The sequence below is a fragment of the Enterobacter sp. RHBSTW-00975 genome (assembly GCF_013615235.1).
In the GTDB taxonomy this organism is placed as follows: Bacteria; Pseudomonadota; Gammaproteobacteria; order Enterobacterales; family Enterobacteriaceae; genus Enterobacter; species Enterobacter ludwigii.
Genome location: NZ_CP055883.1, coordinates 1,799,462 through 1,815,929, shown reverse-complemented (window position 1 = coordinate 1,815,929; position 16,468 = coordinate 1,799,462). Strand labels below are relative to the sequence as shown.

Annotated in this window: 18 protein-coding genes; 9 read left to right on the top strand and 9 right to left on the bottom strand. The window is 50.5% G+C overall.

Going from position 1 to position 16,468, the window contains the following annotated elements; translation table 11 throughout:
- The first annotated feature begins 79 nt into the window (after positions 1-79).
- The 3 genes from HV340_RS08725 (at position 80) to HV340_RS08715 (ending at position 3,858) form a co-directional block, all read left to right on the top strand.
- Positions 80-1,360 carry a YeaH/YhbH family protein gene (locus HV340_RS08725; protein ID WP_025204423.1) on the top strand — a complete coding sequence of 427 codons (1,281 nt, stop codon included), beginning with the start codon at positions 80-82 and terminating at the stop codon, positions 1,358-1,360.
- 640 nt (positions 1,361-2,000) lie between these two features.
- Positions 2,001-3,104 (top strand): glycosyltransferase family 9 protein, encoded by a 1,104-nt coding sequence (locus HV340_RS08720; protein WP_063925077.1) that lies wholly within the window; start codon positions 2,001-2,003, stop codon positions 3,102-3,104.
- 253 nt (positions 3,105-3,357) lie between these two features.
- Entirely contained in the window at positions 3,358-3,858 is a 501-nt protein-coding gene (locus HV340_RS08715; protein ID WP_014169635.1) for a YbaK/prolyl-tRNA synthetase associated domain-containing protein, read from the top strand.
- A 20-nt stretch (positions 3,859-3,878) separates the two neighbouring features.
- On the opposite strand, the gene yoaI is transcribed toward HV340_RS08715, so the two are convergent.
- Positions 3,879-3,983 (bottom strand): small membrane protein YoaI, encoded by a 105-nt coding sequence (yoaI, locus tag HV340_RS24435; RefSeq protein WP_014169634.1) that lies wholly within the window; start codon positions 3,981-3,983, stop codon positions 3,879-3,881.
- A 145-nt stretch (positions 3,984-4,128) separates the two neighbouring features.
- Between yoaI and HV340_RS08710 the strand changes: the two genes are divergently transcribed.
- Positions 4,129-4,575: a DUF441 domain-containing protein gene (locus HV340_RS08710; protein ID WP_014169633.1), complete on the top strand. Its 447-nt coding sequence runs from the start codon at positions 4,129-4,131 to the stop codon at positions 4,573-4,575.
- Here the strand turns inward: HV340_RS08710 and HV340_RS08705 are convergent.
- Positions 4,559-5,350: a helix-turn-helix transcriptional regulator gene (locus HV340_RS08705; protein ID WP_020884444.1), complete on the bottom strand. Its 792-nt coding sequence runs from the start codon at positions 5,348-5,350 to the stop codon at positions 4,559-4,561. The genes HV340_RS08710 and HV340_RS08705 overlap by 17 nt on opposite strands.
- Before the next feature lie 99 nt (positions 5,351-5,449).
- On the opposite strand from HV340_RS08705, the gene HV340_RS08700 reads away from it, so the two are divergent.
- Positions 5,450-6,637 carry a CynX/NimT family MFS transporter gene (locus HV340_RS08700; RefSeq protein WP_126547656.1) on the top strand — a complete coding sequence of 396 codons (1,188 nt, stop codon included), beginning with the start codon at positions 5,450-5,452 and terminating at the stop codon, positions 6,635-6,637.
- A gap of 30 nt (positions 6,638-6,667) precedes the next feature.
- On the opposite strand, the gene HV340_RS08695 is transcribed toward HV340_RS08700, so the two are convergent.
- The gene (locus tag HV340_RS08695; RefSeq protein WP_014169630.1) at positions 6,668-7,375 is read right to left on the bottom strand and encodes a CTP synthase; all 708 of its coding nucleotides are present in this window, start codon (positions 7,373-7,375) and stop codon (positions 6,668-6,670) included.
- Positions 7,376-7,526: 151 nt separating this feature from the next.
- Between HV340_RS08695 and HV340_RS08690 the strand changes: the two genes are divergently transcribed.
- Positions 7,527-7,871, top strand: coding sequence for a DUF488 domain-containing protein (locus HV340_RS08690; RefSeq protein WP_014169629.1), 345 nt, complete (start codon positions 7,527-7,529; stop codon positions 7,869-7,871).
- Here the strand turns inward: HV340_RS08690 and HV340_RS08685 are convergent, their stop codons facing one another.
- Together HV340_RS08685 and HV340_RS08680 are read right to left on the bottom strand one after the other, a co-directional pair.
- Positions 7,872-8,177 (bottom strand): hypothetical protein, encoded by a 306-nt coding sequence (locus HV340_RS08685; protein ID WP_020884446.1) that lies wholly within the window; start codon positions 8,175-8,177, stop codon positions 7,872-7,874.
- A gap of 80 nt (positions 8,178-8,257) precedes the next feature.
- Positions 8,258-8,512, bottom strand: a complete 255-nt coding sequence (locus HV340_RS08680; protein WP_020884447.1) for a DUF333 domain-containing protein — start codon at positions 8,510-8,512, stop codon at positions 8,258-8,260.
- A gap of 304 nt (positions 8,513-8,816) precedes the next feature.
- Between HV340_RS08680 and HV340_RS08675 the strand changes: the two genes are divergently transcribed.
- Together HV340_RS08675 and HV340_RS08670 are read left to right on the top strand one after the other, a co-directional pair.
- A complete protein-coding gene (locus tag HV340_RS08675) occupies positions 8,817-9,845 on the top strand; it encodes a sensor domain-containing diguanylate cyclase (RefSeq protein ID WP_020884448.1) in 1,029 nt (342 codons plus the stop codon).
- A gap of 45 nt (positions 9,846-9,890) precedes the next feature.
- On the top strand, positions 9,891-9,989 hold the full coding sequence (locus HV340_RS08670; protein ID WP_014883431.1) for a YoaK family small membrane protein: 99 nt from the start codon (positions 9,891-9,893) through the stop codon (positions 9,987-9,989).
- A 129-nt stretch (positions 9,990-10,118) separates the two neighbouring features.
- Here HV340_RS08670 and HV340_RS08660 read toward each other — a convergent pair whose 3' ends face one another.
- The 3 genes from HV340_RS08660 to HV340_RS08650 all read right to left on the bottom strand — a co-directional run bounded on the left by HV340_RS08660 (position 10,119) and on the right by HV340_RS08650 (position 13,817).
- Positions 10,119-10,367, bottom strand: a complete 249-nt coding sequence (locus tag HV340_RS08660) for a GlsB/YeaQ/YmgE family stress response membrane protein (protein ID WP_006174788.1) — start codon at positions 10,365-10,367, stop codon at positions 10,119-10,121.
- 275 nt (positions 10,368-10,642) lie between these two features.
- Positions 10,643-12,115: a sensor domain-containing diguanylate cyclase gene (locus HV340_RS08655; RefSeq protein ID WP_063925462.1), complete on the bottom strand. Its 1,473-nt coding sequence runs from the start codon at positions 12,113-12,115 to the stop codon at positions 10,643-10,645.
- A 181-nt stretch (positions 12,116-12,296) separates the two neighbouring features.
- Positions 12,297-13,817 (bottom strand): cyclic diguanylate phosphodiesterase, encoded by a 1,521-nt coding sequence (locus HV340_RS08650; protein WP_080472760.1) that lies wholly within the window; start codon positions 13,815-13,817, stop codon positions 12,297-12,299.
- A 237-nt stretch (positions 13,818-14,054) separates the two neighbouring features.
- On the opposite strand from HV340_RS08650, the gene HV340_RS08645 reads away from it, so the two are divergent.
- Positions 14,055-15,566 (top strand): cyclic diguanylate phosphodiesterase, encoded by a 1,512-nt coding sequence (locus HV340_RS08645; protein ID WP_063925080.1) that lies wholly within the window; start codon positions 14,055-14,057, stop codon positions 15,564-15,566.
- Here HV340_RS08645 and HV340_RS08640 read toward each other — a convergent pair.
- On the bottom strand, positions 15,563-16,258 hold the full coding sequence (locus HV340_RS08640; RefSeq protein ID WP_181216443.1) for a hypothetical protein: 696 nt from the start codon (positions 16,256-16,258) through the stop codon (positions 15,563-15,565). The genes HV340_RS08645 and HV340_RS08640 overlap by 4 nt on opposite strands.
- Positions 16,259-16,468: the final 210 nt, after the last annotated feature.

Below are 16,468 nucleotides of genomic sequence, written 5' to 3'. Positions count from 1 at the left end.
CGCATACGCCTGCCGGGCTACAAAAAAATGTCCGGCACGTCCGGACACTGCAAGTTGGCAAATGCAGTACGGGGGATATATGACCTGGTTTATTGACCGTCGTCTTAACGGCAAAAACAAGAGCACGGTAAATCGCCAGCGCTTCTTGCGCCGTTATAAAGCGCAAATTAAACAGTCGATCTCCGAGGCCATCAACAAACGCTCGGTGACCGACGTCGACAGCGGCGAATCTGTCTCCATCCCCACCGATGACATCAGCGAACCGATGTTTCATCAGGGACGTGGCGGCCTGCGCCATCGCGTACACCCAGGTAATGACCACTTCGTGCAGAACGACAGAATCGAGCGCCCGCAAGGCGGCGGGGGCGGTTCAGGAAGCGGTCAGGGACAGGCCAGCCAGGACGGTGAAGGACAGGATGAGTTTGTCTTCCAGATTTCAAAAGATGAGTATCTCGACCTGCTGTTTGAGGATCTTGCGCTGCCGAATCTGAAAAAGAACCAGCATCGTCAGCTTAACGAGTACAAAACCCATCGCGCGGGATATACCGCAAACGGCGTGCCCGCCAACATCAGCGTGGTCCGTTCGCTGCAGAACTCTCTGGCGCGACGCACGGCCATGACGGCAGGTAAACGGCGCGAACTCCGCGAGCTGGAGAGCAACCTGAAGGTGGTGGAAAATACGGAACCGGCACAACTGCTGGAAGAGGAACGCCTGCGCAAAGAGATAGCCGAACTCCGGGCTAAAATAGACCGGGTACCGTTTATCGACACCTTCGACCTGCGCTACAAAAATTACGAAAAACGCCCCGAACCGTCGAGCCAGGCGGTCATGTTCTGTCTGATGGATGTCTCCGGCTCGATGGACCAGGCCACCAAGGATATGGCGAAGCGTTTTTATATTCTGCTCTATCTGTTCCTGAGCAGAACCTATAAGAACGTGGAAGTGGTCTATATTCGCCACCACACTCAGGCGAAAGAGGTGGATGAACATGAGTTCTTCTACTCGCAGGAGACCGGTGGCACCATCGTGTCGAGCGCTCTGAAACTGATGGATGAAGTGGTGAAAGAGCGTTACGACCCGGCGCAGTGGAACATCTATGCCGCGCAGGCATCAGATGGCGATAACTGGGCAGATGACTCCCCGCTGTGTCACGATATTCTGGCGAAGAAAATTCTGCCGGTGGTGCGTTACTACAGCTATATCGAAATTACCCGCCGTGCTCACCAGACGCTGTGGCGTGAGTATGAACATCTGCAATCGATGTTCGATAACTTTGCCATGCAGCATATCCGCGATCAGGATGATATCTATCCGGTGTTCAGGGAACTGTTCCATAAACAAAGTTCAACAACAAGTTAATCATCATTAATCAGCCAGTTATTTATACTAACTGGCTGATCTTTTGGCTTTCAGGGTAATTTGCCTGTAAAGGGCAAGCGGATTATTTAATACTTCAACAATCCCATGTTTGACTAAAATTCTTTCTTCCGATATTGGCACACCCCTACCAGGGTTATATGTTTGTTGGATAAGCTATACGATAAACTAAGGATAAGCATATCCGGAGAAGGAAGAACAACAGGCGCATAAAAATTGCCCAAAGCAGGAACGTATTGCTGACCTACCAAAACCGAACATTGAATCCACCTTACCTCCAGTGTTAGAGTCATCAACTCGCGGCCATTTACACATAATTTTAAGCGTTAAGCCCCGTAGGGCCTTTTCACAGATGCGTTATGCAGCCATTGAAAATATTTCTCCACCGACGGCAGAACAACTTACCCAACTCCAGGGCGCACCAGAGTTTACTGACGCACAGGTGGCCTACCTCGCAGTACTGACTGGTAGCAATCACTACAGGTAATATACGGGTGGAGAGCCTCCTCGGGGATGGGAATGCATATACTATTTTTATGGATGTCGCGCTGACTTTTAGTCAAAATGAAAAGAAATTGGTACTACGCTAACTAACACCAGATAAGTATTCAAGGAGTCTTTAATGTTTCGATGGATAAAAAAAGCAAACAGATCTAAAAACTATTTTTTGAAAAGGATCAAACTTAAGTTAAAACTTAACTTATTGAGTATGATTGCCGCTCAGGGGCGTACTTCTCGAACGAGACATGGGTCGGGCACAAACCATCTGATTATCCCCTTCATTGGTAAAGGGATTGGTGATGCTATTGTCATTGGTGGTGTGATTGAGACTCTGGTAAGAAACAATTTTCAGGTCTCTGTTATTGCAGATAAAAGGACGCACTTTCTCTTCAAAGAATGGCGCAATTTAGAAGCTCTTTACTTTTATGAACCTAACAACAAAAAGATGCTAATCAAGGTGTTAAGGGAACTTCCACCTTTTGTATTTGTTGACTCGCATGAAATAACTCATTCAAATGTCGAAACATTTAATTTAATCAGACTAATAAAACCACACAAAACAATCGGTTTTACCAGGAAGTATCGTATCTATGATGAAGTAATTAACATTAGCTGCCCTTTGTCACATATAAGCACAAGATACATTGATTTCCTGATGCATCTGGGGATATCGGCACAGAACTATGATTACACAGTGATCATACCTGACGACGATGTACAAAAAGCAAAGGATTTTCTTAAGAAAACCACTGATAAAAAAACGGTTGCGTTCATTCCTTACGGCAGTGTGAGTGAACGTTTCTTCTCAACAGGGCAGATTGAGGCCATTACCAGTCACATGGCTAAATATAAAGATACTTTTCACTTAATCATTCTTGGCGAACAACATAAAATAAAGCCTATTCCCGATTCAGATCATGTCACTAAGAGCTCATTGCCCTCATTCTTTTCGGCTGCACAAATTATAAAAGAGAGTGCACTCGTCATTTCTCCAGATACATCATTCGTGCATGTATCCAGAGCATTTAAGAAAAAACTAATTTGCCTCTATCCATTTAAAATGCTTGTCGCTCAGGCAGATAATGCTGATGTCTGGGGACCAAACTATGAATCAGCTATCCAGGTTAGACTGAAAGAGCGCCGCGTGATGGATACCGATGTTCGGCCTATACTGAATATTATTGACGAGCAATTGAAGAGTATCGCCGATAATAGTTCGAGATAAAGAAATCACATCTGTAATTTTTCTCGCTTCTCAGGACTTTCACTTTATGAAACCTGAGAAGCTTCATGCCTGTTAAGCGTTTTTAAATCTTTCTCCGATTTCACCAGCACATTGCAGCTGGATATAATCTCTTCTGATGCCGACACTTAATCAGCGGGAAAAACAATCGCCCAACAGCAACGTCTATACCAACGGCGAAATATTCTGTGCTAAGGTTAAACGCTGCGTATTGGTATTTAACAGGTAAATCGCTATGTCTGATGACGTTAAGGGAACAACAACCCACCAGCAACTCATTACGTTGTTAACCCAGCAGGGCGCACGATTTCGCGTCATGGAGCATGACGCCGTGGGGAAATGTGAAGCGGTGAGTGAGATCCGCGGAACCGATCTGGGGCAAGGGGCAAAAGCACTGGTCTGTAAGGTGAAGGGAAACGGCGTTAAAAAACACGTTCTGGCGATCCTCGCCGCCGATCTGCAGGCCGATTTAAGCCAGCTTGCCAGCCATTTTGGGGGGATAAAAGCGTCTCTCGCAAGCCCTGCCGAAGTCGATACCCTGACCGCCTGCGTTTTTGGCGCCATTCCGCCTTTTAGCTTCCATCCCGATCTGGCACTGGTGGCCGACCCGCTCCTGTTTGAGCGTTTTGATGAAATCGCGTTTAACGCCGGTCTGCTGGAAAAATCCGTGATTATGGATACGCAGGATTATTTGCGTATCGCCCGTCCTGAGCTGGTGACGTTCCATAAAGCGTAATCGTGTAGGCTGGCATCACGTCAGCCTTTTTTTTCCAGAAAAATAACTGACGCGACCAGGATAATGGCAACAGCGAAAAACGATGAAGAGATGATCAGCGTTTCGACAAACATGTGATCGTACATTTTTGCGACCCTTTTTCGATGCCTGCCCCTGTTTTATCCCCCGTAAATGACAGGGTTATGACAGCAGTAAAATCTTTTTAAAAACTGTCTTCAGCCGTGTTTCCGCGTAAAGTAAGCAGGCTTACTCTTTTGGCAAGGATTCCTTATGTTTGACCCGACTCTGCTCATTCTTCTGGCCCTCGCTGCGCTTGGCTTTGTCAGCCATAACACCACCGTCGCTATCTCAATTCTGGTGCTGATCATTGTGCGCGTGACCCCGTTAAACACCTTTTTCCCGTGGATAGAAAAACAAGGTCTCACCATCGGGATCATCATTCTGACCATTGGGGTGATGGCACCTATCGCCAGCGGTACGCTGCCTGCCTCGACGCTGCTGCACTCGTTTGTGAACTGGAAATCGCTGATAGCGATAGCGGTAGGCGTTTTTGTCTCGTGGCTGGGCGGGCGTGGCGTTACGCTGATGAGCAGCCAGCCCTCGCTGGTAGCCGGTCTGCTGGTGGGAACCGTGCTCGGTGTGGCGCTCTTTCGTGGCGTCCCGGTGGGCCCGCTGATTGCGGCCGGGCTGGTCTCACTGTTTATCGGGAAGTCATAGTCAGGCTGGCAATATAGCGCGCTGGCGTCTGCCCCAGCCCCTTCTTAAACATCGTGATAAACGCGGTGGTGGAGTCGTACCCCAGCGACTGTGCCACCTGCTGTACCGACTTACCCCCAATCAACAGCTGTAACGCCACAATAAGCTGCAGCTGATGCCGCCAGCGGCGAAAGCTCAGGCCCGTCTCTTTTACCACCAGGCGCGCCAGATTGCGCTCACTCATGGCGAAGTGGCTCGCCCATTGCGCCAGCGTCTGCCAGGCAGCAGGCTCTTCCGCCATCTTCTCGCTCATCAGCCGGATTTTTGGATGAGGCGAAACGGGCAGTTGCAAATGTTCCTGACGCTGCAGCGGTAGCTCGTCAAAAAGAACATCCACCAGACGCGATGTGGCAGCAAGCGAAAGCGCTTCACGTGATTTTTCCGCCAGCGATAAGATCAGTTCCCGCACCAGAGGGGAGATCTTCAGGGTGCAGCAGCGATCGGGCAAACTTACCGCTCCGGGTTCAATAAACAAAAAGCAAAGCTGGGCACCCGGCGTGGCCTTATTGCTGTGCGGCATCTGGCCAGGGATCCACACGGCATATTGGGGCGGTACCATCAGCATGGCGTTTTCCACTTCGCAGGTAATGGCTCCCCCCAGCGCCAGAATCAGCTGTCCCTTACGATGTTGGTGTCGCGGAATGTATTGTTCCTCCGCCACCACGCGGATGCGAAACGCGACAGCCGCATCATGCTGGCTATCGGGATCGTAGCCGTCCAGTCCGAGACCAATCATCAGGTTGTCCGATATTAGCGATAAACTGTCATTTTAGCCTGATTTCAACCGTGGAGAAAATCGGTATTGTGTGCGCTCGCTTGAACGTATGAGAACACAATGACTACTGCAATTCGGGTTTCAGGAAAACAGGGCGCGCTGCTGATCGCAGGTATCCTGATGATTGCCACTACGCTTCGCGTCACTTTTACCGGAGCAGCACCGCTGCTCGATACCATTCGTCTCGATTATGGCTTGAGTACGGCGCAAACCGGTCTGCTGACCACCCTGCCTCTGCTGGCTTTCGCCCTTATCTCCCCGCTCGCCGCAGGTGTTGCCCGGCGTATCGGCATGGAGCGCAGCCTGTTTATCGCCCTGCTGCTGATTTGCGTCGGCATTGCTGTGCGCTCCCTGCCTTCCGCCCCCCTGCTTTTCATCGGTACGGCGGTGATTGGCTGCGGTATCGCACTGGGCAATGTGCTGTTGCCTGGGTTAATTAAACGTGACTTCCCGGGACAGGTTGCCAGACTCACCGGCGCGTATTCCCTGACGATGGGGATCTCCGCGGCGTTAGGCTCCGCACTGATTGTTCCGCTGGCGCAGGGGGAAGCCGGCTGGCATGGCGCCCTGCTAATGCTGATGGCCTTTCCGCTGGCTGCACTACTGCTCTGGCTGCCACAGTGGCGTCAGAAACACGTTGCGACGGTGACCGGTGCAGGCGCGTTACATAACCGCGCCATCTGGCGCTCTGCCCTCGCCTGGCAGGTCACCCTTTTTCTGGGGATTAACTCGCTGATTTACTATGTCATCATCGGCTGGCTACCGGCGATCCTGCTCAGCCACGGGTATAGCGAAGCCCAGGCGGGTTCTGTGCACGGACTCTTACAGCTGGCCACCGCCGTGCCGGGTCTCGCTGTCCCGCTAATCCTCCATCGTCTGAAGGATCAGCGAGCAATCGCCGGCATCGTGGCGCTGTTGTGCGCGATAAGCGCAGCAGGTTTGTGGTTTGCGCCGGGAATGGCGGTCATGTGGACGCTGGTTTTTGGTTTTGGTACCGGGGCAACGATGATCCTTGGCCTGACCTTCATCGGGCTGCGCGCCAGCTCTGCCCATCAGGCCGCGGCCTTGTCCGGCATGGCACAGTCGGTTGGCTATCTGCTGGCCGCCTGTGGCCCGCCGTTGATGGGCAAAATTCACGATGCTGCCGGTGACTGGCGGTATCCGCTTCTGGCCTGTGCACTGGCCGCCGTGATCATGGCCGTTTGTGGTATGCTTGCCGGGCGTGACCGGGAGGTCACGCCCCGTTAGTAGAATGGCAGACCACCAGGTCTGCCTTTTTTATCCGCGCGCCGCGCGCAGCATTGCCTGTACCAGCACCACCGGTCGACCTTCCAGCGCGGCACGTTCATGCTGGAATAAGGTGATCACGAAGAACGGATGGGTCAGTAGCTCCGCGGCGCGAATTTCACCCTGCTCGTCCCAGCCGGTGACGCGCATTTCACCGCTCTCCAGCTCCCGTGCAAATTCCGGCGACACACCGTAATTGCAGTGATATCCCTCCACGATTTCCGGTTTGCCATAGGCTTTGGCGATGAGCGTATTGTTGCGCAGCTCAATTGCATCGGTTTTTTCCACCAGCGAGCAGGTTAATGGCGCAATCACCATTGTGCCTTCGGTATCCGTTTCGGCGTGCGCCGCATCGTGCCAGCCCAGCACATTACGGGCGTACTCAATCAGCGCATGCTGGAACCCGCCGCAGGTACCGAGGAAGGGAATACTGTTTTCGCGTGCGTAGCGTGCAGCGATAAAGGCCGCCGCCGTGTTTTTGTACGGGCTTGCAGGAACCAGCCAGATAGCGTCATAACCCACCAGATCTTCCGGGCTGGTCAGTTCCGTGGTCGCGAGCCAGTCATAATCAGCGGTGAGGTCAAGAACGGCAGCGGCGTCGTCAATTGCCAGCGGGATCGCCTGGTGCGCAATAACATCGGGATTGTAATCGCCAACCAGCGCAATGCGCAGTGTGGTTTTAGCCGGGAGGTGTTCCATGAAAGGTTCCTTATGCCTGAGTATTAGCAGATAACATAAGGAACCTCAGACTACCGATCTTCTGCAATTATCACAATACCTTAAATTGGGTGGGTAAAGACAAAGTGCTAGAGTAATACGCAGAACGTTTTGCCGCACCTGAGGAGAAAAGATGATCCAGTGTAAACGCGTATACGAACAGGCAAGCCCGGACGATGGTTATCGGGTGCTGGTAGACAGACTCTGGCCGCGTGGCGTGAAGAAAACCGATCTCGCGTATGATGAATGGTGTAAAACACTCACCCCGTCCAACGATTTACGCAAGGCTTTTCATAGCGAAACCCTTGATTTCAACGCCTTCAGCAAGGCGTACCGGGAAGAGCTGGCGCAGCACAAGGACGAGGGGTTGCGTCTTGCGGCGCTGGCCAGCAAGCAGACCTTAACCCTTCTCTATGGCGCGAAAGATAAGGAACACAATCACGCCCTGGTGTTAGCCGACTGGCTGCGTAATGTCTAGTCAGTCGATCATCAGTTCATCAAGGATTTGCGGCGCCGTATCCGGGGTAAGCGGCATCAGATGTTCGGCGCGAATAAACGCAAAGCCGTGCTGATTGTCAAACGCGAAGACATCACCGGTCACCAGCCAAAGCGCGCGATCCGAGGTGGTGGGTAGCTGCGTCATGACGCCATTGACCGGATTAACGAAACGCTGGCCGGGCTGACACAGCCCAAACAGTTCAACAGATTTACCAATATTACGACGGCCGGACGCCGTGCGGGCACCGATGATCATCGCCATGCTGCCCGGTTTAAGCTGAAACATACTTCTCTCACGATAACGGTAGCCATCGAAAGGCTAAGAATAATCCTAAAGAGAAGTGTACCGCAGCCACTGTCCCGCTGTCACCTGGCAGGTTGCGGATGATCGCGACGATAAAGCGCCCATTCATCGATTACTTCGCCGCCAGGCAACTTGCACTCCGTGCGAACCCCTTGCGGGCTCTGAACCGGGACCTGTTCCCCGCCTTTATTCAGGCAGTAGACGGAGGCGGGATTAGCCATCCCGATAACATGGGGCGGTTTCGGGGCATCAGGCGGGGATGTTTTGGAGGTACAGGCAGCCAGCGGTAACGCCAGTGCCAGAAGCAGTAATCTCATCTCATTGATCCTTTTAACTTCATCAGACTTTAAGGGTAACGGGTCATCGCCGCTTTCTCCACGATTTCTCCATCTTAACTGCACTTTTCCACACTACAGTGGCACGTGTTCTCAATGACCAGAGAACATCATTCCGTAATCAAGATGTCTTTGCCCCGGTCTCAACATCGGGGCTTTTTTTCTCCCCCGCTCCCCTGTGATGAATATTAAAATTTTTATATTCATGTTTTACTATGCCCGAAGTCGAAAAATTCAGCATAACATGCAGATGCAGACGTCTTCTGCATGGGAGTGAGCCTACGTCATGTCGGATATTATCCTTGCCCGTGTTTCAGAAACGCTCGCCACTGAGCAGTCCCTTGAAAGTCTCGTTCGCCAGCTGCTGGAGATGCTGGAGATTGTGACTGAAATGGAGTCCACCTACCTGACGAAGGTCGATATCAATGCGCGGCTGCAGCATATCCTCTACGCCCGCAACAGCAAGCAGATGCAGATCCCTGAGGGGCTGAGCGTTCCGTGGGGCGACACGTTGTGTAAGCGCGCCATCGAGAGTGGTACGTTGTTCAGTAACGAGGTGGCTGAGCGCTGGCCGGATTGCGATGCCGCGAAAGCCCTTGGCATTACAACCTACATGAGTATCCCCATTCACCTTGCGGATGGTTCACTCTATGGCACGCTCTGCGCCACCAGCACGGAAAAGAAACATCCCAGCGATCGCGGTGAACAAGTTTTGAAATTATTCGCCGGGTTGATTGCCCAGTATATTCAGAAAGAGTCGCTGGTGATCCAGCTTCGGGAAGCCAATGCAGCACTCATTGCGCACTCTTATACCGATGCCCTTACCGGATTACCAAACCGCCGCGCCATCTTCGAAGAGCTGACGACCCTGTTTTCGCTGGCAAAGCACCTTAAACGCAACGCCATCATCGCGTTTATCGACCTTGATGATTTCAAGCTGATTAACGACCGTTACGGGCATGAATCAGGCGATCGGTTCCTGATTGAAGTGGGTAAACGTCTGACTGAAGAAAAACAGGCGGACGAGATAATCGGCCGGCTGGGCGGTGATGAGTTTCTGGTGGCCTCGCTTAGCCAAACCAACAGTACAGGTGAGAACACACAGATTAACCTGCTTAAAACGCGCCTCGACGCCCGTATTGCAGGAGAATACTGGCTGGGGAGCGTGAACATTATTTATCCTGGCGCCAGCTTCGGTGTGATTGAAGTTGACCCCACCGTGACCGATCCGGACAGTGCGTTACGCGCGGCTGATGTCGCGATGTATCAGCATAAGAAAGGAAAAAGCAAAACGCGCTTTCTCGCGATGGATTAACCCCGTACACTCTACGACGTTATAAAAACCGAAACAGGTGATGGTATGAGAATAGGGATCCTCTTCCCGGTCGTTATTTTTATAACGGCGGTAGTGTTTTTGGCCTGGTTTTTTGTCGGTGGTTACGCTGCTCCGGGGGCATAAATGAGAAAAACAACCCTCATTATGCTGATCGTGGCAATCGTGGCTGTTGCAGGCTCGCAGCTAGGCTGGTGGTAAACCCACCACGTAAAAAGGCCGCCATATGGCAGCCTTTTTCAACATTTATCAGGCTTAGCTTTTGATTTTTCTGTAGATAAACAGAACAACCAACGCACCGATCACCGCGACAGCGAAGCTGCCGAAGTTAAAGCCATCGACCTTACCAAAGCCGAACAGCGTACTGATCCAACCGCCCACCACTGCACCGATAATCCCCAGTATTACGGTGACGATAAACCCACCGCCATCTTTGCCCGGCATAATCCACTTCGCCAGAATACCTGCAATAAGCCCAAAGATAATCCAGGATAAAATTCCCATAAGTTTCCTCTCCGTATGGTTTTTGTCATTAAATCAACGACACAAGAAAGGATAGCACAGGATTTCAGAAAGGAAATTTGTGATAAGCATCACAGTGAGAGAGTGCGCGTTTATTCATCAACAGCACCACAAGAAATATGGGGTTGCATCTTTTGTTGAGAAAGATTATCTTTCTCAACACTGAATAGTTGAGTGAAACACTCAGATATTCAGTACGACATTGCTCACATTGCTTCCAGTATTTCTTGCCCACTCTAAAGTGGGCTTTTTTTTGCCTACACCGCAACAAAAGCGTGCCGGTTTCGCCCTGCACGTTTTGCCTGATAGAGCGCCTGGTCAGCGGCTATAATGATGTTCTGCTGGCTGCCCGCGATATCCACGGCACGCGCAGTGGAGATCCCGACGCTAACCGTGACCCGCCCGAAGGGACTGAAAGCATGTTCAATATGCAGCGAAAAGACATTGCGAATGATCGTCTGACCGAGGCGGATCGCTTCCTGGATATCCGTGTCTGGCAGGATCAGTGCAAACTCTTCCCCACCATAGCGCGCCACAACCTGGTTGTCCCGGTTCAGGCTCTCCCTGAGGCTATTTCCCAGCAGGGTTAAACAGCGATCCCCTTCGGGATGACCATAGTTATCGTTGTATTTTTTGAAGTAGTCCACATCGACAATCAACACCGAAATCGGGGCGTCGCTGGCCGCACAGGCCGCAATTTCTGACAGAATTTTTTCATCAAAAATGCGTCGGTTGAAAAGCCCGGTTAGCGCATCTTCAGACGCAATAATCTTCAGCGCTCTGTTATCCCGTGTTTTTCTGGATAAATCGGAATAGAGGAAACAGGACGCCGCAATGAGTATCGCGGTAAAAACCAAAATGAGTACAGAAAGCTGGAGAGCCTGCTTGCGCCAGGGGGCGAGTGCTTCTTGCGTACTGACCGCCACGGTGGTGACGAGCCCGTAGCGCTTGTTCTTCTCGAAGGCATAAATGCGTTCGATTTTATCAAACCTTGAGACAGAGCTGGCGATACCCGCGTTTTGTACCTTGAGGTATGTCCTGAAGAGAGGCGAATCCGAAACAATCGCGCCAATGTAATTATTTTTAAACGGATGACGTACCAGCAACACGCCTGACTGGGTTGTTAAGCCGATCACGCCTGAGTGACCAATATTGATCTGCCCGTATAACGCCAGAAAATTTTCGATACCCAGCGTAACCACAACGACACCGTTAAACGCGCCGGTAGGGGTTTCCAGCCGACGACTAATGGTTATGACCCATTTACCATTCGTTCTGCTGACCACCGGCTGGCCAATAAAAATCTGCTGGCTCTTATTTTCTTTGTGGTAGATAAAAAACGACCTGTCCACCCCTTTCCGGGGTCCGGAAAAACTTTCATGCAGTGCCGTAAAAATATTCCCTTGCGCATCGTAAACAACCACATTATTTATCTGGATAAGAAGATTATCCTGATTGCTTATCATCCGCTGGATATTTTTGGCCTGTTGTGGGGTCATGCCATAAATTTTGATTATGTCGGAAACCGAAGTAATCAACATTTCACTTTGGCGCATGATCCCTTCGCTGTACACGTCTAAGGTATGGCTCAGGTTGGCAACGCTGGTGTTTATTTGCTGGATTGACTGCTGCCTGGACGTGGTAATTTGGACGGCAAGCGACAGCGAAATGATCAATGAGACAATGATGACGGTAATAGTTGTTGTGTAAAAAGTATTTTTCACATGCACGAGCTCTTCCACCTTATCACGCCTGACATCCCTGGCTGACAACTAGAGTCACTGTAACAAAGCTCAGGATAAGAGGAAAATGAATTGCACTTAAGCATACAACAGAAATCTGATGATATTTCGCTTTTCGCAAACGGGCATCAGATATTATTACTGGGCCCCTTTCACAGAAAAAAATCTCTTACAGACTGACCTTCTCCAGCGGCTTAGATAAGATGACTTTAATAAATTCTTTATACGAGACCGGTTTACCAAAATAGTATCCCTGCAACAGGGTAATCTGATTACGGTTGAGATAGTCCAGTTGCTCCTTCGTTTCTACCCCTTCAGCCACGATATGCAGTGAGAGTTTTTTCGCCAGGTCAATCACACAGTCCAGCAGGATTGTAGAGTCTTTCGCCTCTGATACCCGGTTCACGAAACTTTTATCGATTTTAATATAATCAATCGCCAGCGCGTGCAGACAGGAGAGTCCGGAATACCCGGTCCCAAAGTCATCAAGCGCAATAACGAAACCGGCGTTATGTAACGCATTGAGATTTTCCACCAGATGAGGATTATCGATCAGCGGTTCACGCTCGGTCACTTCGAGAACCAGTTTGACCTCTTTACCATAAAAGCCTTTTCCAAAGACCCGGCAGTCAGCGATAAAAGAAGGCGCATTGATGTGTCTGGCGCTGATGTTCACCCCGATGTGAAATCCGTCCGGCAACTTAGGCAAAAGCGGCTTAAGCTCGGTCACCACTTTCGCCATTAAACTTTTGGTCAGCGGAATTATCAGGCCGCTGCGCTCGGCAATCGGAATAAAAACATCCGGTGGGATAAAGCCTGATTTTGGGTGCTTCCACCTTGCCAGTACTTCCACGCCATACAAACCGCCGGTATCGCCATTCACGATCGGCTGATAGTACGGAACGATCTGGCCGTGGATGATGGCTTTACGCAGATCGTCTTCAAACGAGCTGCTTTTCCCCCTGTAGCGACGGATAAGAATGCCAACAGCCGCAGATAACGCAAGGATAAGCAGTATCACGCTCCATCCCTGATGCAGTAAACGCGTCAGGCTGAAAAAGGCGGGAGGCTGCCAGGCCATGCTAAACGGAAAATGTGCCGATGCTGTTGAGGAACCCGCCCACTTCACGGGGGGCCAGCCGGTCACATCGCCCGCGCCGGCTATTGCTTTATCGCCAACAACCAGCCTCAGTCCCGTGTTGTTTGCTGCACTCGCAATAACATCCCGCAAATGCGCGTCGCTAACGCTTACGATAACGCGCCCTTTCGCGACAGGCATCTGAAAAAGTAACACCGGAATGCCGTTCACCAGGCGATTACCGGGGAGCAGCATCAATCCTTTGTTGGGCAGCGTCTGCGGGCGAACAATCAATACGCCGTTTCCGGGAAGGGAGGTACAGACGATCCTGCCCTGCTGCTCAATCATAATGGCGCGAAGATGCGGTTTCAGCGCAGCTTCCGAACCCAGTTCACGCTGTCCGGTGTCGGTACACCCTTTGGCGGCGACCCGTTTTGCGGTATTTGCAGCACTGACAGCCTCAGCAAGAATGGCCTCAATTTTACGCGTGCTTGCGGCGGTGGTTTCGGCATAATTTGACCGGGCCATATGCCACAACTGCCAGTTAATGATCAGCATGCCACTCAGAAACACAAATAAGGCACACAGAATGGGGAGCATAACGTTGCGCACGATTTTTTCCTTAAGAGAAAAATGCTCATTTATGACCTGTATAAGGCGATCGCCTGGCAAACTCTGCGCTGCTTAAAGCAATGTGAAAAGTTTAGTTAAGATTTATCTTAAAAAACTGGTACTTCCGCATGAGTTACTCTGACTGAATAAGATAAACCTCCGTTATTATCAGGCTTGTGCCTTGCCCTGGCTGTGTTAAGATTTGTGCAATCAGGGAGCGGACGGGACCACTGGAAAATGAAAAAGATCATTGCCGTTGCTATCATTTCAACGTTGCTGGTCGCCCTCTCTCTCTACGCGGTTAATGCGGTTATCGTGGCCCAGCAAAAGAGCAAACAGCTCGAGGTTTCCCATTCCCTTTTACAATATTCAGAAGGCCTCTCTCAAAGTGTGGCGCAGGCGCTCAAAAGCATTACTACACAGGGTTGTGATAAAACCAGTCTTGATAGTTACAGGCAGATAAAGTTAGATAGCCTCTATTTCGGGGATATCGGTTTTATTGAAAAGGGGAAAATAGCCTGTACTGCTTTTTGGGGTAAACTCGCCACTCCCGTTGCCCTTCCTGCAGAGCTACATAAAACGCCACGGGGTTTTCTTCTGGCACAGTTTTCCAGAAAAGATTTTTTTACAGGCAATGCGTCAATTTATAATAACGTGATTATATTCACCTCCCGCTATGCTTACGATAAGTTCACGCCGATTACGGCGAACTATTCACTGAGTACGACGACCAAAGATTTCGGCAGAACATTTTTCTCAACCTCCCCGGTGATAAAAGAACAGAGCTGGCTGCATTCGAATCTGTTTACCTTAACCCTGACGCAGTGCAGCGCCGTATGGGATTTGTGTGTGATCGTGAAGCATCACAACGCAGGGCTGGCTTCATTGTCGCTGGTGGTGTTTACCCTTCTCACGGCAATTCTGGCTTTCATCTGGATAGCGATCACGCTGTTTTTCTTCCGCATCTATGAAGATCGGTTCTCACTGGAGCGCACGCTGGTTAACGCGGTAAAAGCCAATACCATCAGCGTTAACTACCAGCCCATTATTCGAATCCAGGATAAAAAAATGGTGGGCGTTGAAGTTCTGTCGAGATGGCGCGATAACAATCATGGAGAGGTCTCGCCTGAGCTCTTTATTCCCTTAATTAAGAAAATTGGCCTGTATCAAAAGTATTATATCAATATCATCGAAAAATCCCTGGCAGAAATCGCCTCGCTGGCGATTAAACATCAGCTGGTGATTTCATTAAACATTGGTCGAACCGAGATTGAAGACGGGCAATTCATTAAGATTCTGTGTCGTGAGTGTTTAGTGAATAGCATTCCACTCTCCTTGATAAAAGTCGAACTCTCTGAAAAGGCGGTCTCCACTGCGGATGTTCTCGAAGGGTTTTGTCAGGCGTTAAAATCACTGGGTGTGAGAATATCAATTGACGATTTTGGAGTGCAAAACTCTAACCTCGCCCGCATATCGCTTCTGGAATACGATGAGATCAAAATAGATAAATCGCTGGTAGATGGTATTAATGAGCATTATAAACAGAATATATTCGTCATCTTTAGTGACGCCCTCGCCAGACTGAATAAAACGCTCGTCTTTGAAGGTGTGGAAAGCGAAACGCAATATCGCTTTATCGCTGACCGGTATCCTGATGCCCTGATTCAGGGATGGTATTTCTCTAAATCACTGACCATTGGTGAACTGACGCAGCAACTTAACAACGATAAGCAAAAACCAGCACGTTAACGTGTCAACATTGATGACGTGACGGCTCTGCATAGCGTCCAGTTATAATTCACGACGTTGAGTTTTAGCTCTCCGCAAACCTCACCGTAACGCTGCATGCGGCGCTCACGGAAAAACGCCCTCAGTGATTCAGGCAGACAGTCTGCCTGGTAGCGCAAAAGCGTAGTGTGCCAGAACGGCGCTGGCAAAGGGGTATTGCCATGGCGTAAGCGCAACGCCGCTTGCCAGTCCGTGGTTAACAGACGTTCACAAAACGCCTGCCGCTGCCTCAAGGCAAGTGTATCGGGTATGCCTGCAAGCAAGAGCTGGTTGGGCAATGCCACCAGCCTGAGTTCACGAACCGTGATACCCAGACCGGCAAAAGGGGTCCATGCGTCGATAAGCTGATGCGTCTTCGCCGGTAACGGTGCATTCTCGTCGTAGAGAGGGAGCGTTATGGGTACGAAGGTGAAATGGAAGCCGGATGGCGGCTGGAGGTCTACTAACGAGTCGTGGCGGGTCAACGCCCGCAGTTCCCGAAACAACATGTCGACAGACGCGGCCGTTTCCGGCTGGAAAACTGTCGCCAGTGCGAGCTTTTGCGTAGAATAAAACGGCTCCCTTACCGCTCCGATACCGTCCCGCTTTTCCCAGAGTGCCAGCGTCTTAGCGTTGGTGTCGTGGTAATGTTTTTCCAGATCAGACGTTTCCATTTCTTTCCTAAAAACATATAGTCGTCACATTCAGACCGTAGATTACCCTGAAGCACACTCTCATTTGGTTAAAACGTGAAAAATTCTCTGTTGTTTCCGCTGGTACTCTTTTTCCTGATCGTTATTTTCGCCCTGCTCATCGGTAAACCCTCAACGCACATCCCGGATAAAAAATGCATGTGGTCCGATAGCGTGATGCTGAGCTGTTTA

What these genes read in the sequence shown, in the direction of transcription:
- HV340_RS08725 (WP_025204423.1), top strand. Translation starts at nt 80, where the DNA reads ATGACCTGGTTTATTGACCGTCGTCTTAACGGCAAAAACAAGAGCACG.
- HV340_RS08720 (WP_063925077.1), top strand. Translation starts at nt 2,001, where the DNA reads ATGTTTCGATGGATAAAAAAAGCAAACAGATCTAAAAACTATTTTTTG.
- HV340_RS08715 (WP_014169635.1), top strand. Translation starts at nt 3,358, where the DNA reads ATGTCTGATGACGTTAAGGGAACAACAACCCACCAGCAACTCATTACG.
- yoaI (WP_014169634.1), bottom strand. Translation starts at nt 3,983, where the DNA reads ATGTACGATCACATGTTTGTCGAAACGCTGATCATCTCTTCATCGTTT.
- HV340_RS08710 (WP_014169633.1), top strand. Translation starts at nt 4,129, where the DNA reads ATGTTTGACCCGACTCTGCTCATTCTTCTGGCCCTCGCTGCGCTTGGC.
- HV340_RS08705 (WP_020884444.1), bottom strand. Translation starts at nt 5,350, where the DNA reads ATGATTGGTCTCGGACTGGACGGCTACGATCCCGATAGCCAGCATGAT.
- HV340_RS08700 (WP_126547656.1), top strand. Translation starts at nt 5,450, where the DNA reads ATGACTACTGCAATTCGGGTTTCAGGAAAACAGGGCGCGCTGCTGATC.
- HV340_RS08695 (WP_014169630.1), bottom strand. Translation starts at nt 7,375, where the DNA reads ATGGAACACCTCCCGGCTAAAACCACACTGCGCATTGCGCTGGTTGGC.
- HV340_RS08690 (WP_014169629.1), top strand. Translation starts at nt 7,527, where the DNA reads ATGATCCAGTGTAAACGCGTATACGAACAGGCAAGCCCGGACGATGGT.
- HV340_RS08685 (WP_020884446.1), bottom strand. Translation starts at nt 8,177, where the DNA reads ATGTTTCAGCTTAAACCGGGCAGCATGGCGATGATCATCGGTGCCCGC.
- HV340_RS08680 (WP_020884447.1), bottom strand. Translation starts at nt 8,512, where the DNA reads ATGAGATTACTGCTTCTGGCACTGGCGTTACCGCTGGCTGCCTGTACC.
- HV340_RS08675 (WP_020884448.1), top strand. Translation starts at nt 8,817, where the DNA reads ATGTCGGATATTATCCTTGCCCGTGTTTCAGAAACGCTCGCCACTGAG.
- HV340_RS08670 (WP_014883431.1), top strand. Translation starts at nt 9,891, where the DNA reads ATGAGAATAGGGATCCTCTTCCCGGTCGTTATTTTTATAACGGCGGTA.
- HV340_RS08660 (WP_006174788.1), bottom strand. Translation starts at nt 10,367, where the DNA reads ATGGGAATTTTATCCTGGATTATCTTTGGGCTTATTGCAGGTATTCTG.
- HV340_RS08645 (WP_063925080.1), top strand. Translation starts at nt 14,055, where the DNA reads ATGAAAAAGATCATTGCCGTTGCTATCATTTCAACGTTGCTGGTCGCC.
- HV340_RS08640 (WP_181216443.1), bottom strand. Translation starts at nt 16,258, where the DNA reads ATGGAAACGTCTGATCTGGAAAAACATTACCACGACACCAACGCTAAG.